Annotated in this window: 18 protein-coding genes; all 18 read right to left on the bottom strand. The window is 63.2% G+C overall.

Features of this window, described 5'->3' with window-relative positions:
* Positions 1–481 precede the first annotated feature (481 nt).
* Positions 482–1,354: a CsgG/HfaB family protein gene (locus tag PG5_RS06925; RefSeq protein WP_020796393.1), complete on the bottom strand. Its 873-nt coding sequence runs from the start codon at positions 1,352–1,354 to the stop codon at positions 482–484.
* A gap of 30 nt (positions 1,355–1,384) precedes the next feature.
* Complete coding sequence (locus PG5_RS06920) at positions 1,385–1,804, bottom strand: curli assembly protein CsgF (RefSeq protein ID WP_020796392.1); 420 nt, start codon at positions 1,802–1,804, stop codon at positions 1,385–1,387.
* The gene (gene csgE / locus PG5_RS06915) at positions 1,801–2,190 is read right to left on the bottom strand and encodes a curli production assembly/transport protein CsgE (RefSeq protein WP_020796391.1); all 390 of its coding nucleotides are present in this window, start codon (positions 2,188–2,190) and stop codon (positions 1,801–1,803) included. The genes PG5_RS06920 and csgE overlap by 4 nt, the downstream gene beginning before the upstream one ends.
* Positions 2,187–2,726, bottom strand: a complete 540-nt coding sequence (locus tag PG5_RS06910; RefSeq protein ID WP_020796390.1) for a type II secretion system protein — start codon at positions 2,724–2,726, stop codon at positions 2,187–2,189. The genes csgE and PG5_RS06910 overlap by 4 nt, the downstream gene beginning before the upstream one ends.
* Complete coding sequence (locus tag PG5_RS06905) at positions 2,701–3,075, bottom strand: type II secretion system protein (protein ID WP_020796389.1); 375 nt, start codon at positions 3,073–3,075, stop codon at positions 2,701–2,703. Before PG5_RS06905 ends, PG5_RS06910 begins: the two co-directional genes overlap by 26 nt.
* Positions 3,076–3,079: 4 nt before the next feature.
* Positions 3,080–3,553 (bottom strand): type II secretion system protein, encoded by a 474-nt coding sequence (locus PG5_RS06900; RefSeq protein ID WP_020796388.1) that lies wholly within the window; start codon positions 3,551–3,553, stop codon positions 3,080–3,082.
* Between the two features lie 2 nt (positions 3,554–3,555).
* Positions 3,556–5,388 carry a secretin N-terminal domain-containing protein gene (locus PG5_RS06895; protein ID WP_020796387.1) on the bottom strand — a complete coding sequence of 611 codons (1,833 nt, stop codon included), beginning with the start codon at positions 5,386–5,388 and terminating at the stop codon, positions 3,556–3,558.
* The gene (locus PG5_RS06890; RefSeq protein ID WP_020796386.1) at positions 5,385–5,903 is read right to left on the bottom strand and encodes a hypothetical protein; all 519 of its coding nucleotides are present in this window, start codon (positions 5,901–5,903) and stop codon (positions 5,385–5,387) included. Before PG5_RS06890 ends, PG5_RS06895 begins: the two co-directional genes overlap by 4 nt.
* Positions 5,903–6,451 (bottom strand): GspMb/PilO family protein, encoded by a 549-nt coding sequence (locus PG5_RS06885; RefSeq protein ID WP_020796385.1) that lies wholly within the window; start codon positions 6,449–6,451, stop codon positions 5,903–5,905. Before PG5_RS06885 ends, PG5_RS06890 begins: the two co-directional genes overlap by 1 nt.
* Complete coding sequence (locus tag PG5_RS06880) at positions 6,438–6,983, bottom strand: hypothetical protein (RefSeq protein ID WP_020796384.1); 546 nt, start codon at positions 6,981–6,983, stop codon at positions 6,438–6,440. Before PG5_RS06880 ends, PG5_RS06885 begins: the two co-directional genes overlap by 14 nt.
* A gap of 1 nt (position 6,984) precedes the next feature.
* Entirely contained in the window at positions 6,985–7,788 is an 804-nt protein-coding gene (locus PG5_RS06875) for a hypothetical protein (protein ID WP_020796383.1), read from the bottom strand.
* Positions 7,769–9,475, bottom strand: a complete 1,707-nt coding sequence (locus PG5_RS06870) for a GspE/PulE family protein (RefSeq protein ID WP_042955260.1) — start codon at positions 9,473–9,475, stop codon at positions 7,769–7,771. Before PG5_RS06870 ends, PG5_RS06875 begins: the two co-directional genes overlap by 20 nt.
* An 84-nt stretch (positions 9,476–9,559) precedes the next feature.
* Complete coding sequence (locus PG5_RS06865) at positions 9,560–10,093, bottom strand: response regulator (protein ID WP_042955259.1); 534 nt, start codon at positions 10,091–10,093, stop codon at positions 9,560–9,562.
* Between the two features lie 221 nt (positions 10,094–10,314).
* Positions 10,315–11,268 carry a peptidylprolyl isomerase gene (locus PG5_RS06860; protein WP_020796378.1) on the bottom strand — a complete coding sequence of 318 codons (954 nt, stop codon included), beginning with the start codon at positions 11,266–11,268 and terminating at the stop codon, positions 10,315–10,317.
* A gap of 14 nt (positions 11,269–11,282) precedes the next feature.
* Entirely contained in the window at positions 11,283–12,833 is a 1,551-nt protein-coding gene (locus PG5_RS06855; RefSeq protein ID WP_020796377.1) for an ABC transporter substrate-binding protein, read from the bottom strand.
* Between the two features lie 9 nt (positions 12,834–12,842).
* Positions 12,843–13,475: an SCO family protein gene (locus PG5_RS06850; RefSeq protein WP_020796376.1), complete on the bottom strand. Its 633-nt coding sequence runs from the start codon at positions 13,473–13,475 to the stop codon at positions 12,843–12,845.
* Positions 13,472–14,128, bottom strand: coding sequence for an SCO family protein (locus tag PG5_RS06845; protein WP_020796375.1), 657 nt, complete (start codon positions 14,126–14,128; stop codon positions 13,472–13,474). The genes PG5_RS06850 and PG5_RS06845 overlap by 4 nt, the downstream gene beginning before the upstream one ends.
* A 13-nt stretch (positions 14,129–14,141) precedes the next feature.
* Positions 14,142–16,094 (bottom strand): cytochrome D1 domain-containing protein, encoded by a 1,953-nt coding sequence (locus PG5_RS06840; protein ID WP_020796374.1) that lies wholly within the window; start codon positions 16,092–16,094, stop codon positions 14,142–14,144.
* Positions 16,095–16,236 lie beyond the last annotated feature (142 nt).

Genomic DNA, 16,236 nt, shown 5'->3' with positions numbered 1-16,236 from the left:
TTTAGCCGCGCTGGGCCAAGGATGGCCCATCGCGGCGGGCCCTGTAGGAGCGAGCATGCTCGCGAAAAACGCCAGAACAACACGGGCATTCAGATAGCCCTCGTCATCGTTGACGACCATCGTCGGAACGCCGCCCGGAGCATGCTCGCTCCTACAGGCTCTTCCAAGTGACTCGCCGTAAGGGCGAAACCCTAGGTGGCCGTTACCGCAGGAATGGATATGTACTCCGTCAACAAAATCCAGGTCGTTTGTCAGGTCGCCTTCGCTGGCAAGCCAGCTCCCACAGTTTGGATCGGGTACATCTGCAGGAGATGGGTTGGCTGTGAGGCCGCCTTCGCCGGCAAGCCTGGCTCCTACAGTGGATCGGTGCAGCCGTGAGAGATGGGTTGGCTGTGAGGCCGCCTTCGCCGGCAAGCCTGGCTCCTACGGTTTTGGATCGGGTGCATCTGCAGGAGCCTGGTCGGCTGTCGGCCGCCGGGGCTTACTCATCCTCCCCCTCTCCCTCCGGCACCACCCTGTTCTGCGTCAGGTAGCGATCCAGGGTCTCATTCTGCGCAGGCTGGGAGTTGTCCCCCGCCACCTGCCACAAACGTCGCTCGATCCCCTGCGCCAGCATATGCCCCACCGCCGCCTCGATCGCCGACAACACACACAACTGCGCCGGTTCGTTGGTGGTGTAGCCCACCTCGGCCTCAAGCAATTTCTTGAACTCGATGAACTTGAACACGCCAGCACTACGGGCCACGGAGTAGATGGTCTTGCTGGTCATGACGTTGGACAGCACCTGCCCGCTGCGCACGTCCACTGCCCGCAGGTTCACCGTGACCTGGTCGACGCGATACTCCCGGGCAATGTCGATGCCCAGGTAGCGCGCGCCTTCGCCGCCGCTGCGTACGTTGGTGTCGTAGGCGATGATCCCGCCTTCGAGCATCATGTTCGCCGCTTGCAGCGGTGGCAGCTCACCCTGGATGTTCACCGGGGTATTGGGTTTCTTCTGCGAGGCGCGGATGATCTTGCGCTCGGTCAACAGGTTCTGCAGCCCTTCACGCTCGAGCACCACGAACCAGCCGCTGGCCTGCAAGGCGTCCATCAGCATGCTCGCCGCGCCCTGGGTGACGCTGGTGGAAAACGAGCTGGCCGGGGTCGGCTTGTATTGCCCGGTCTGGTCGCGGAAGCCGTAGACCACCGCCATCAACCGGCCCTTGGGTCGTGGCATGTTGATCAAGTCATAGTAGGTCGAGGCCCTTGGGGTCAGGGTCGGGGTTTTGGAGTCCTGCTCGGCCGGCATCGGCTCGCGCAGACTGCACCCTTGTAATGCCGCCAACATCAGCCCTAGCGCTATTATTTTTTTCATGTCCTTAACTCCCCATTGTCCCGATTCCCCTCAAGGGGCCAGTCCATTCACCTGGATTTCCGAAACTTCGCCCGTGGCCCGGTCGGTCACGTTGATCGTCAGCGCACCGGAGTCGTCGACCACGTCGACGATGAAAGCGTCCGTGGACAGGCTCCCCGTGTTGCCGGTGGAGATGTTGTCCAGCAGTTGACCCAGCAAGCGCGATTGCAACTGGGCGCTGAAGCGCTCCAGGGCTGAGGTCCCGGCCGCCGAGGTACGATCCTTCAAGTCGGGATCGTCGTAGTCGTTCTGCGCCTGGGCGTTGTTGAGCAGCCAGGTGCCGTTCAACGGGTTGCCGCCAAACGAAGGGTTGACGGGCGTGTACACCAGTTCCGTGCCCTGGACCATGGCGCAAGCACCCAGGCCGAGCATGCATCCACCGGCGCGCTGCAAAAACGTTTTCACTTTCATAGTTCGTCCCTCTCAAGGTCCGTGGTGTCCTGCAACAAGGCTTCCAGCTTGCGCTGGACAATCTGCCCGCGTACCCAGTCGGCGGCGGCATAGGCCTCGTCCTTGAGCTCCACGGTGTTCGGCGGCAGGAAGCGCCGGTAAACCAGGCGTTGTTGAAATTCCACGGTCACCAGGCTGCCCCAGCGAGCCGAAGGTCGTTCGCGTACCACCAGGTTGAAATCCATCGGGCTGGTGGCACGCAGGCGTTCACTGAACGAGTAGTAAAATTCGTGGCCGATGTGCGAGATCGTGTCGTCGACGATGAAGCCGAGCATCTCGTCCTCTTCAGCGGCCCAGGTCACGCAGGTGCTCAACAGCAGGATCATCGCCAGGCAGAAGCGCTTCATGGCTGCAATCCCTCCGGCACTGCGGACTGGCCTTTGGCAGGGCCCGAGGTGCCATCGAGGAAGGCTTTTTCGGCCACGAATTGCCAGTCCTTGTAGCTGGCCATGCCGTTGAAGTCCGACCACTGGCTGGGGAAGTCCGCCTGCTTGAGCGGCTTGTCGGTGGACGAGCTGCTGATGCCGGTGATGCGTCCGTCGAAGCCGCGCATCAGGAACCATTCACCGCCGCCGATCGGGTCCGGGTATAGCTGGCGTATATGGTGTTTGGCGCTGGGGAAACGTTCGTCCTGCAACAGGTCGGCGAGTTCCTTGGGGTACTGGGCCAGGCCTGGCGAACTGCGGTAATAGCTGCGCAGTGCCTGGGCGTACTGGGTGCCGACCCAGAGCAATTGGCGTTCGCGGTCACGCCGTGAAGCGGTGGACCACAACTCGCCGGCACTGGCCAGGCCCATGCCCATCACCATGATCAGGAACAGCACACCCAGGTAGGTGAAGCCGCCTTGTGCCGCAGGCTTACCACTCGGAATAAAGGCTGCCATCACGCGCCCTCCCTGTGGCACCACTCTTGATATCGGCGACACCGCCGGCCACGCCGTCAGGCGGTGCAACCAAGACCCAGGCGTCCTTGCGTTCGACAATCGGGTCCATCGGCGGATTGCGCAGGTAGCGCTGTTCAACCAGTTGCTCGATGGAGTCGGGATAGCGTCCGGTGTCACCGTAGTAGTGATCCAGTGCTTCGCGCATCGCCGACAGGCTCTGGCGCAAGGTGGTCTCCTTGGAGGCCTCCAGGCTGTTGAAATAGCGCGGCAAGGCGATGGTCATCAGGGTGGCGATGATTGCCATGACCACCATCAGTTCCAATAGGGTAAAACCCTTTTCCCGACGCATATGTTCACCACTCCCGGTAGGCGATGCCGTTGAGACCCTTGCCCCGGGCCTTGGAGTAGACGTCGAAGACGTCCTGGCCTTCCCGCGGGTTTTGAGCCGTACTGTCGTAGGAGCGCAGGCCCCAGCCACCTTCGTCGTCGCGCTTGACCGGTGCCAGCGGGTCATGGGGTACGCGGCGCAGGAAATAGAACTTGGCACCCTTGGCGCTGCGCACATCGCGCACCCCTTCCACCAACACCTGCAGGTTCGGCGGGTAGCCGCTGCTGTTGAGCGACTTCTCGATGTACCCGGCGTCGAAAGCACGCTTGTAGGCGTCGATGGCATCGCGGATCTGGTACAGCGCGGTACGCAGTTCCTGCTCTTTGCCCCGGCGCACCACGGTCTCGGTCAGCGGCGCGGCCATGCCGGCCAGCAGGCCGATCAACGACAGCGTCACCACGACTTCAATCAAGGTAAAACCGCGTTGCGAGGCGTTCATGATCAAGGCTTCCCAACAGTAACGGTGGTAGCGATCGGTGCGCCCATGCCATTGGCCTTGACCTCTTCAACCTCGACCTTCGAGCGATCCGGTGCCTGGATGTGCATGCTGGTTTCGGTGCCCGTGGTGAATTCCATGTCCGATGGACTCTGGTACGGCAGGTTGCGCACGATCCGCGGGGTGATCGACAACACCAGCTCGGATTTGCTCACGTCGTCCTTGTTGCTGCCGAACAGGCGGCCGAGGCCAGGAATATCGCCAAGACCGGGAATCTTGTTGCCGGTGCTGCCATGGTCGTTGCGCATCAGGCCGGCGAGAATCTGCGTTTCGCCGTCATGCAGGCGCAGGGTGGTCTGCGCGTTGCGGGTATCGACCTGGACCGGAATCGTGCCCTGGCGGGTCGGTTCCAGTGGCGTGGCGTTGCTGACTTCCAGGGCCACCTTGATCGCCACTTCGTTGTTCAAGTGCACGGTGGGCTGCACTTCCAGTTTCAGACCGACGTCCAGGTAAGTCACGCTTTCGGTGATCACCGGTCCCTGGGTCGACGGCACCGAAGTGGCGCTGATGATCGGCACACGCTGGCCGATGTGGATGCGTGCCTGTTCGCGGTTGCTGACGCGGATCACCGGGCTGGCGAGGGTATTGATGTCCTTGTCCTGGGCATTGATCTTGGCCTGTGGCGAGGGCTGGATAGTGATCCGGCTGGAGTTGATGCCTTTGAGCTGGTCGAGAACGCTGACCGCCGAACCGTCGCTGTTGATCACCCCAAAGGTGTTCGGCCATTGCAGGCCAAGGTCGAGAATCCGTTGGGTGGCGACTTCCATCACTTCCACTTCCAGCACCACTTCGGGGTTGGACTGATCCTGTGATTGCAGGAGCTTCTCGGCCATGCGCACGGCATCGCCGGTGTCGCGCATGGTCAGGGTGTTGAGGCGTTCGTCGACGAACACGTCGCGGGTCTTGAGCATGGTCTTGACCATGTTCAGCGCGGTATTGGCATCGATGCTGGTCAGGTAGAAAGTGCGCATCACCAGCTCCTGGTAATCCTTGAGCTTCTGCGGCGAGTCCGGGTAGATCAGCAGGGTGTTTTCGTTCACCACTTTCTGGTGCAACTGGTTCTGTTGCAGCAGCAGTGCCACGGCGTCTTCGATGCGCACGTCGCGCACGAAGATGGTGGCTTTCATGTCCGGGCGCAGGTCCTTGTCGAAGATGAAATTCAGGCCGGCGACCTGGGACAGCACTTCGAAGATGGTCTTGAGATTGGCGTCGCGAAATTCCAGGGTTACCGGCTTGTCCAGCTTGGTGCGCAGTTGCGGATAGGCCACCACGTTGCGGCTCTGCACCAGGCGGATATTGCCTTGCAGTTCCAGGGCGCCTTCGTTGTTGGGGTCCAGTTCGAGAATCTGCCTGACCTGACGCTCGGCGCCGTAGATGTCGCCACGGCGCAGGTCGCCACGGGCCAGTTCGAGTTTTTCATCGAGGCTGCGCATGTGTTCGAGCTGGCGCAAGGCGTCCTGGGCGCGGCGGTTGTTCGGTTCGATGGTCAACACCCGGCCGTACCCCATGCGAGCGGACGCGAAATCACGCTGGGTCCGATCCATGTCGGCCTGGGTCAGCAGCGCCGTGATCGCACGGGCACGAGCGCTGTTGAGGGCAATGTGCAGTTCGGTGTCGCGAGGGTTTTCCCGCAGGCCCTCCTCGATCCGGGCCAGGCCGGCTTCGTACTGGCCCTGTTCGATCAGCTCAGAGGCTTCTTCCTTGGCCACCTGCGCCGAGCTGCAGGCAGCCAGCCCTGCACAGAGGCAGAGGCTCATCAGCAAACGGGACTTGTTCATTGCGCGCTCCCCACAGACAAGGTCTGGGACAAATGCAGAGGCAAATAGACCAGGCTCAGTTCCAGATCGGAAATGCCCTCGATCTTCCATGTTTCGTCAATCACATCCCCTTTACGCACGACGTAGATCTTTTCGCCGTTTTGCAAAAACACTTGCAGGTCGGTGCGATCGTCCATCCGGCCGATGAACTGGAACGGCATGGGCGGTGCAGTGGGGACCTGCACCACCGGTGCAACGTTGACCGGTTGTTCGGTGACGCTGGCCAGGGTGGGTGCGGCCTTCCAGCTGCGCGCGGCGAACAGGTCGCCCGCCGGGCTCAGGTCCTTGATCGCCACGGGCGCAGCAGAGGCCTGCGCGGCTGGCAAGGCGCCGCGTTGCTTGCCTTTGACTGGCGTGGCCACAGCGGCCACTTCGACGTCACTGTCGTCAGCCTGTTTAAAGTATTCGGGCACCCAGGTCAGCGCCGCGGCCACGCCGAGGAACGCCACCCAACCCACCGCACGTTTGTTGTTCATCATGACCTCGACAGGTAAAGGGTCATGCGGATCCGCCCGTTCAGGTCCGTGTCGGCGATCTTCTTGCGCGAAAGCTCCAGGTCCTCCACCACCACCGCCGGCAACTGGCCGAGCAAGGCATGCATGAAGCGCCGCAGTTGCGGGTAGCTGCCCCGCACCGGCAGGAGGATCTGATAGCGCGCCAGGTGGGTCTTGGGGTCGATGCCCAGCGAGTATTCGCCCCTGGACAGGGTGATGCGCTCCTGGGCGGCCAGCGCGTAGATCTTGTCGATGGCGACGGTGGCCTGGGGCTGGGTTGGCAATTTGCTGCGGAAGTCATCGAGCTGGCGTTGTGGCACGACCGGAGCGGCGATCGAGCCCTCCTCGACCTTGGCCAGGTATTCGCGGGCGTCCTGGGTCTGCTGGCTCAGGTGCTGCAGCGCCTGCCAGTCCGGCAACAAGCCGAACAGGCCGTAGGCCAGCGCCAACACCAGCAGGGCCAGCCCTGCCAGGCCCGGGACGCCGAGGCTTTGCAGGTATTCGTGGACGATCAATCTAGGGATTTGCATCGCTAATCTCCCAGGTAGCCGACAAGTTGAATTGCACCGGGTGCTCCGGCACGTTGGCGACGATTTCGTGGCTGAGCAACGACACGTCGGAAAGCTCGTCGCAGGCTTCGAGGCGGCGGTGGAAGTCGAGCATGGCGTCCAGGTCGCGTGCCTCGGCGCTGATCCGCACCTGGCCCTTGCGGGCATCCGGGGTCAGGGTCAGCAAGGCAATGTTGTCGCGCGGCATGGCTTCCAGGGTGGCGAACAGGCGCTCCCAAGGGCGGCGCAACTGCTGCGAGACCTTGCGCATCTCGGCCAGGTTCTGCGCCTGCTCGCGGGTTTCGGCCGGGGTCAGGCTGACCTTGCTGCCGGTGTCGCCAGTAAGTACCCGTTGCGTGGTTTGCAGGTGACCTTGCTGTTGTTCGGCCTCACCACTTACCTGTTGCTGGATGACGATGCAGGTCAGCGCCAGCACCACGCCACCGACCAGCAGGCTCCAGCCCAGGGGACTGGAGCGGCGGCGCGGCTGAAAGTCGAGCATCAGGGGGCGCATGTCAGGCCACCGTCCGGGACATGACGTACAGGCTGTCGCGTACGCTGGTCCGGCCTTCTTCGAGGGTGCGCAGCTGTACGCCTGGCACTTCAGGGTGCGAGTCGATACGCGCTGGCGCATGCAGGTAGACGTTCAGCGGCCGATCACTGATGGACGCCTGCAATTGGCATTCGCGACCGACCAGCGCGCTCAGTGCGGCATCGCTGTCGCTGCTGCCCACCGAGCGCACTGCCGTCCAGCGACCTTCGCGCGCCAGCAACATCACGCTGCGCACAGGTTCGGCGACCACGAACAGGAAGTCGCCGGCGTCGAAGCTTTTGTCGAAGTGGTTGAACGCCGCCATCAGGTACGGTTGCACCGAACGCAGGCGCAAGCCACGGCCACTGACCAGGGCACGCAGGCGTTCGATCAGGTCTTGCGGCAGCGCGCTGGCGATCCGGTCGTAGCCGGCGGGTTCGGCCGACAGCACCAGGCTCCAGGGTTGGTTGGCCGCCCCGTAGAGGTCTTCGAAGCACAGCTGGGCAAACCCGCGCAGTTCGTCGGGGCTGCTGATCTGCTCGCTCCAGGGCACCAGGCAAAAGCGGCTGAAGTGGCCGGAGACCACCACAGTCAACTCGGCACCGGCGCGGGCATGTTCGCCCAGCAGGCGGTCGAGGGTTTCCAGGGCGACCGTCCAGGCCATGAACCCTTCATCGATGAAGCCGACGCTGCCCAGCCACAGGGTGTCGCCACCCTGGCGTTGACCGAGGCCGACACCACTGGCGCCGAGCACGGCGACATAACGCTCACGAGATAAAAGTGACACGATTGATCTCCTCGAGAGTGGTCCGGCCTTGTTGCACCAGTTCCAGCGCCGATTCGCGCAGCAGGCGCAAACCGCGTTTGCAGGCGTGGGCCTTGATTTTCGAAATGGGTTGGCGCTCGACGATCATTTGCCGCAGCTCGTCGTCCAGGTGCAGCAGCTCGGCAATCGCACTGCGTCCGCGGTAGCCGGTGCCACGGCAATGACCGCAACCCTTGCCATGGACGAAGTGGTAGTGCGCGACCTGATGCGGGTCGAGGCCCGAGCTTTGCAGTTCTTCTTCGGTCGGTGCGTAGGGCGTGCTGCACGCGCTGCAAACCAGGCGGATCAGACGCTGGGCCAGCACCGCATTGAGCGCGGAGACCAGGCTGTAGGGGTCGATTTCCATCTGGGTGAAGCGGCCGATCACGTCGAACACGTTGTTGGCGTGGATGGTGGTGAACACCAGGTGCCCGGTGAGTGCCGATTGCACGGCGATCTGGGCAGTGTCGGGGTCGCGGATCTCGCCGACCATGATCTTGTCCGGGTCGTGGCGCAGGATCGAGCGCAGGCCGCGGGCGAAGGTCAGGCCTTTCTTTTCGTTGACCGGGATCTGCAGCACACCGGGCAGCTGGTACTCCACCGGGTCTTCGATGGTGATGATCTTGTCCACGCCGTGGTTGATCTCGGTGATCATCGCGTACAGCGTGGTGGTCTTGCCGCTGCCGGTGGGGCCGGTGACCAGCACCATGCCGTAGGGTTCGGCAGCCAGGCGGCGCAGTTGACGCAGGGTTTCCTCTTCAAAGCCCAGGGCCTGCAGCTGCACGCCGCAGACCTTGTCGGCCAGGTCCTGCTTGTCGAGCACCCGCAGCACAGCGTCCTCGCCGAAAATGCTCGGCATGATCGACACCCGGAAGTCGATCTGCCGGCCGCTGATGCCGATCTTGAAGCGACCGTCCTGGGGCACGCGTTTTTCGCCGATGTCCAGTTCGGCCATGACCTTGACCCGGGAAATCACCTGTTCGGCGAACTCGCTGCCCTGGATCTTGCTGATGTTGTTGAGCACGCCATCGATGCGGTACTTGATCACCAGGCCGCTGCCGGTGGTGCCCAGGTGGATATCGCTGGCGTGCATTTTCAGTGCGTCGTAGAGGGTCGAGTTGACCAGCTTGACCACCACGCTCGAGTCTTCGCTGATGCTGGTCAGGGACAGGCTTTGCAGGGTGTCGATCTCGGTATTGCCGTCGGCCTGGGCGTTGAGCGATTCCACCGCGTGGAAGCTCTCTTCGTGGCGTGCCAGGTAGGCTTTCAGGTCGTCGGCATGCACCAGGTACAGCGGCGCGCCGTGCAGGCAGTCGTCGATCCAGGCCAGGCGAGCGCTGTCGAAGGGGTCGGCAAACACGCCGATGACCGCATCGTCGTGACGCAGCAGGATGAATTCGCGCTTGAGGCATTGGGCCAGGGTGACCCGGTCGAACACCGGGGTGGCTTGAAACAGGCTGTCGGTGTCGAGCACCGGGTAGTGCAGGGTCGCGCCCAGGCACTGGATAAAGGGCATGGGAGCCAGTTCGCAGAGCGCCCCGAGGGCTTCGAGCATGCGTTCGCCGGAACTGCCAGCCCGGGAGCGAGCCTGGGCCAATTGCTCACTGGTGAATCGAGTCGGTACACAATCGCGCGTTGGCACATCGACGACAAGGGAAAGACGGTCCATGGCTTGCTCTCCAACACCCGGGGCTTAGAGCCCTGTCGGCGCGGCGAGCAATTGCGGCGGATGCCGTAACCTCTTGTCGCGCCATTACTCCCCGGTGAGCAATCGTTCGTCGTCTGGCGCTGTGGAGGCCGTGTTACTTCGTCGGCGATCTGCAAGCACCCAACTACCGTCGTACAACTGCAGCGGGAAACTCTCGTTCCTGCTCTGGCGTCGTTCGACAAAGCCTTCACTACTGCTCACACCCGCTTTGGGTTCGCGCTGGCGCCCCAGAAGGTCAAGTACTGCACGCGCCAGTTCCGCCAACGGAAACGGTTTGAACAGGATATGGCTGACTCCCAGTTGCCGGGCCCTTTCGCAAACCTCTGCGGTGGGGTGCCCCGTGATCAGCACAAAATGACACTTCCTGTTCTGGCGGACGGCATCGAGCACCTCAAAGCCTTCCATATCGGGCAAGCGGTAATCGAACACCATCACATCGGGTGCGAAATCGTCAGCTTCTACGATTCCTTGCGCACCGTCGTGAGCAATCCGGACTTCCAGCGCTTGCGCCTGCAGGTAACCCTGGAGGTTTTCCGCCAGCAGCTGTTCGTCATCGACAACCAGTACTTTGTTTAACAAGGTGGACTCCTTGAAACCGCAGATCCGAGTTCCGAACCTGGCGGAGTGCGCGCCTTGATAGGTCTAACGCACACTTCATGCCAGGCTGAGTGCCGGTAATTTTATGTATTCATGTCCTTGAATTTAAAAGCAATGCCTTAACGTCCACATGCCCCACCCCCCAAAAGCGGGGGAAAGCTATCGGATGCGCATCGACGCTTTCCCCCACAGTTGGGGAAAGCTCATTCATCGTCAATGCGTTCGATCCGATTGCTTGCGCGCAGATGAGCCAGCGCCTGCAGACGAGCCTGGACCTGTTTCTGTCGGGCAAGGTAAACCCGAACCATTTCAAGTCCCTGCTCTTCTGAGACATCGGCAGCCTCCAATCGGTTCTGCAGCAAGATCAAATGCCAGCCAACCGCCGTGCGCACCGGCTCGCTGATGGCCCCGGGCTTGAGGGCAAAAGCCGCCGCTTCGAACTCCGGCAGCATGCGCCCACGGGTGAAGTAACCCAGATCGCCGCCGGCGCTGGCCGAAGCGTCTTCGGAACCGCTACGGGCCACACTGGCAAAATCGGCGCCCTCGTCAATCGAGGTACGCATTGCCTGCAATCGTAGTCTCGCGGCCTCGACTGTGGAAGCATCCGCACCCTGAGGGACTTTGATCAGGATATGCCTGACCTGGATTTCCTCGGGCCGATTCATCTCGGCGCGGTGTTCCTCATAAAACGCCCGCACCTGTGTTTCGTCCGGCTGTTGCGCCCTGGTGAGTTCGGCAAACATCTGCTGCGCCGCCAGGTCACGGCGGGTGTATTCGATGTAGGCGGCCTCATCGAACCCAGCGTCCTCCAGGCGCCGAGCGAACACCAGTGCGCCACCCATGGCCTGCCGGGTCTGTTCCACCTGGTCGTGCACCGTGGCATCGCTGACCACCACCCCGCGCTTGACCGCTTCCTGCCAGAGCAGCTCCTTGTCGATCAGGGCGTCCAGCGCCGCCTTGCGCAGCTGTTTGTAGGCGCTGGGACTGCGGATGCTGGCGACTGCCCGGCCCTGATCCTCCAGGTATTCGGTGAAATAGCGCTCCAGGCGCAGCTGGGAAATTTCCTCGCCATTGACCCTTGCTACCGCCGGGCCATTACTGGAAAACGCGGCGGGCACCCATAGGGTCAATAGCACCAGCACAGTCATGAGTTTCATGTTCAGCCTCCGGATCAGGGCATGGCGGCAATGGGTTTGTAGGGGGCGACCAAATAGAAGCGCTGGTCTGGCAGGTCCACGGTGACCACATGGGCGCCGTTCAGGCCCAGGCGTCGACCCGGCCCGAAACTGATCAGCGGGGTCAGGCCGGTATCGAAGTCATGCAGGCCTTCCAGGGCATTGATCAGTTTTTCCCGGCTGGCATCGCGTCCCGCCTGTTTCATGCCCTCGCTCAGCAACAGCATCGAACTGTAGGCACCGACCTGCAGCACCGCGTGTTCGCCACCGAGCCTCTGGCGCTCGCGCAGTTGCGTCAGGGCGGTGCGCCCGGTCATCGTCCAGTCGCTGGGCACGAACGGATACGCCAGGAACACCCGTCGGGAAAAATCACTGGGCACCTGCAGCAGATCCCCTGCCACCTGATTCGAGGCGGCGAACAGGTACGGCACCTGGCCCGCGGTCTGCAGCCGCTCGGCCAGGCGACTGAAACCACCACTGCTGCCCATGTAGAACACCGAGCGCGAGCCCAGTGGCAACTCGTCCTGCGCCGACTCGTAGGGTTGCAGGCGCACTTTCTGCCAGTCGTTGTCCTGCAGGTACTGCGCAAGTTTCTCGGCCGCCAGGCGCTGGCCCGGCTCGTTCGGGTAGGCAATCAACGTTGGGCCTTGCAGCACGCGCAGACTGGTGGCGGCGTAGTTGGCCAAGGCAATCATTTGTTCGCGCAGCCCCGGCAACGGTTCGAAAATCTGTCGACTGGCCTGGGCCGTGCCTTGCAATGACAGCGCGCCGATCAGCGGCACGCCGGCCTGTTCCAGGCGCGGCGCCAGTTCGGCATCCAGCGCCGGCACCAGCGGTGCGACCAGCGCGAAAACCTGTTCCTGCTCGATCAACTGGTCCAGCGCCTGCTCGGCGCTGGCACGGTCGGGACCGGGATCCATGATGGTCAGGCGCAACTGCCGGCCATGAATCCCCCCCGCTTCGTTGATCCGCGCCACGCTGCCCCTGAGCACCGCCGCCACGGTGAGGCCCTCTTCGCCCAGCGACCCGCTGCTCGGCAGCAAGGTGCCCAGGTGCAGGCTGTCGGGGCTCAGGCCCGGATCGCGCTCATCGGCCAGGCGCTTGAGGTAGGCCGTCAGGTTGCGTTGATCGTTCATCGACAGCACGAACCGCGGCATCGCTGCATCGAGCCGGTTGTTGCCCGGGTCACGTCCCTCCTGGATCGCACGGGCCAAGGTACCCTCGGTGTAGGCCGGGTAGGCCCGCCCGTTGATCTGCTGTTGACCATAGGTACTGGTCAGCCGCGACCAGCTCAGGTCTGGCGGGCGCACCCCGCCTTCCGGGCGCCCCAGGCCATCGCTGCCGTGGCAGTTGGCGCACGGCAGGCTGGTGGCCGGCAGTAGCATGCCCGCCGCCCCGATCCTCGCCATGATCGGTTCACCGCTGGCCGAAACCCCCTCGCGGTACAGCCGTTTGCCGGCGCTTTCGCTGGGCGTCAGCGTTAACGCCTGGGCGCCCAGGCTGATGCCACCGAGGAGAAGCAGGCTGAGGATCAAGGCATTTTTCATGGCCCGGACTCAGCGACCGGCCACGGGCATTGCCAGTAGCTGCAAGCGCTGGGCAATGGCGGCGGCCGGGGCATCGGGGCGGATCTTGCTCCAGCGCTTGTTCGCCACGTCACCGACGATCAACTGGGTGGAGTGCTGCTCGGGGGACGGTATGACCTGGCCAATTCGCCCAAGGACCAGGTCCATTTGCGCTTTGTCGCCGGTAAGAAAAAGCCAGTGGGGCTCATCGACGCCCTGCTTCAAGGTGTAAGCCTTGAGTACCGCCGGGGTGTCCCGCAGCGGATCACTGGTAAGGGAGATAAAGGTGATGCCGTCCGCCTTGTCGCCCAGCACTTCGCGCACTTGCTTGAGCTTCTGGGTGATCAACGGGCAGGCGTCCGTGCAACTGGTGAAAATCACATTGAGCAGCACCACGCGGTTGTGCAGCGCGTCGCTGTAGAAACGCAGGGTATTGCCGTTCTGGTCCTGCAACGGCGTGTCGGTGAACCAGGTCTTGGCATCGCGAGTGCCACCGGCCGGCTGCGCGGCGGCCGCCACCGTAGCGGAGTCGGTTGCGGCTTGCTCATGCCCTTCATGGGCCAAGGCCAAGGAGCTGGCGAGGCAGGCGCAGAGGCTCAGGGCGATCCAGTCGAGAAGTCTCATGGCTGATGCTCCATGGCGATGGCGGTGTGTTTGGCGTGGGCGTTGCGTTCACCGCTGAGCTTCTCCACTTGCCGGGTCAATACGGCCGGGTCGGTGAAGCCGTAGTAGCGGGTCCAGTGGCGGCTATTGCCGTCCCCCACGAGGATCAGCGGCGCATGATTCTTGAAGTCGCCACTGAAACTGCCCAGGCCCTTGAGGGTTTCGTTGACCGACTGAGTGGAGCCGGTCAGCCAGCTCCAGCCCGGACCGTTCTGGAAGGTGCGGGCGTAATCGTTGAGGCGCTTGGCGTCATCGCGCTGCGGATCGATGCTGATCGACACCAGCTGCACCTCGGTGCCGACCCGTGCCCCCAGCTGTTTCTGCACCTTGCCCATGATCGAGGACACCACCGGGCAGACCGTGGTGCAACTGGTGTAGATAAAGCTCATGACCACGATCTTGTCGGCTACAAGGTCTTTTTCCAGGCGCACGGTCTTGCCGTTCTGGTCCACCAGCGCGACGTCGGCGAACTTGACCTGGGCGGTCTCGGAACTGGTGCTTTTGGCGGCCATGGTGTGGCCGGCGTGTTCATCGGCCGAATGGGCCAGGGCCTGGCCGATACTGGCAGTCAACAGGCAGAGCGTCAGCAGTCCGTGATGTGCGAGTCGGTTCATGTCGATGTCCTCTTCAATGAGCAATGCCGGGGGTCACCCGAACGCTGGCAAACGTCTGGTCGTCGAAATTCGCGCCCAGGGACGCCGCACGCACGTGCAGGTACCAGGCGCCTTGCTGGTCAAGGGTGACCGGGGCTTCATAGATGCCATTGCCGACGTCCAGTGCCGCGACGTACTGGGGCCGGGAACTGGGCGCCAGGAAGTAGCGCACCTGCACGTCCTTGACCCCGCTGCGCTGGACCTTCTGTTTGCCTTGGACGATGCGAAAGCGCACGACATAAGGGCTACCCAGGGCGGCCGTGGTTTTGTCGAGCATGAACTCGACTTTCGGGATGCCGGCGACGGGGCCCAGGCTTGCGTTCGGCTCAACCACGGCGCTGAAGCAATGGATGATGTTGGGCTGGTTGAGCAGGAACGCCACATCGAAGCGCCCCGCCGCCGGCAGCTTGATCCGCGCGCTGTACAGCCCCGGTTCGACTTCGCGCAGGCTGCGGTCGATGACCAGCGCCGCCCGCGCCACTTGCCCGCGATTGGGGTAGCCGGACATCGGCGCGTTCATGCCTTCGGCGTAGAAGTAGGTGGTGTTGTCCACCGGGTTGACCACAAACACCGCGTTGTCGTCCCGCGACACCGCCAGGCTCGACGCCAGCGGCAAGTCGCCGGCCAGGCGCGGCGGTTGCGGCCCGGCTTCGAAGCCCTGGCTGATCGGCTTGCGGCCCTCACCGAAGGACGCCAGGTTGATCATCGTGACCTTGGCCGAGGCCAGTCCGCGCACGTAGGCATAGGCCTTGGTAAACACCACTTGATAGGGTTCGGCGGACACGTCCAGTTCATGGATCAGCGAATCAGTGGCAGCGTCGATCACCGCGGCCTGGTTCTCCAGGGTATTGAGCACGATGCCGAAACGGCCGTCGGCGCTGAAACCCATCGGGCCGAGGCCCTGCTTGATCTTGATCACCCGCCGCACCGACTGGTTCGCGGCGTCGACCACGGTCACCGTGCCGTCCTTGCCATCGGCCACATAGGCCGCGCCGGACAGTGGCGAGTACACCACCGACAGCGGGTGCGAGCCGGTCTTGAGCTGCTTGGCGATGGTCAAGGTGGCGACATCGATGATGCTCAGGGTGCCGTCGTCGCGGTTGGTGACAAAGGCGAAGCGGCTGTCCTTGCTGAAGGCGATTTCGTGGTGACCGCTGCCAGTTGCCAGGTGCCTGAGGGTCTTGAGGCTGGCGGTGTCGATCACCGTGACCCCGGAAAGCTCGGCCGACGGGGCATTGTTGCCGACCCACAGCAGGCGCTCGTCCGGTTGCAAGGCCACGCGCACCGGATTGCTGCCCGCGGCCACCGAGTCGAGCAGCTTGAATTGCTCACTGTCGATCACCGCGACTTCACCCGCCGTGGGCATCGACACGAACACCCGTTTGTTGTCCCTGGGGGTGACCCAATCCATCGGCGGTTGCTTGATATCGATGCGGGTCATAGTGCTGGTGATGCCGCCCACCGAGACCGAGGGGTCGACCACCGACACGCTGGCATCGCGGTTCATCACCATCAGGAAGTAGCTGTTGAGGTCGAGCAGCGGCCGTGCGCCGATACTTGATTTAAGGAACACCCCGACCCGCGCCTTGCAGCTCTGCTCGCGGCCCTGGGCCTGGTCAGCGGCGACGGTCTCTGGGTCGATCCAGGCGCCGGGGGCAACGCCCGCCAGCGGTTGGCCCGACGCCTTGTCGGTGACGTTGAAACGCACATCGGCAAATTCACCCTCGCGCAACACGCCGTCTGCAGCCAGCGGCCGCACTTCGAGGGCCACCGACACGCCGTCACGTTCAAGCGTCTGGCCGGTCCATGTGTCGGGCAGCGCGATGTCGCCAAGCAGGGTCGGCGGCGACGTGCGCCACACCCCGAGCCAGATCAGCGCAACCCCTACGACCAGGGCAACACTGGCGATTTTGATGGTCCTGTTCATGTCACATCTCCCCTTCAGATCTATGCCTGCTTCACCGCGTCCCCCTGTGGGAGCGAGCCTGCTCGCGAAGAGGCCAGCACATCCAGCATTGATGTGTCTGACACTCCGCCTTCGCGAGCAGGCTCGCTCCCACAGGTATTGC

This window comes from Pseudomonas sp. G5(2012) (assembly GCF_000408945.1).
Taxonomy (GTDB): domain Bacteria; phylum Pseudomonadota; class Gammaproteobacteria; order Pseudomonadales; family Pseudomonadaceae; genus Aquipseudomonas; species Aquipseudomonas umsongensis.
Note: the sequence above shows the minus strand (reverse complement) of the source record. Positions and strands in the feature narration are given on the sequence as shown.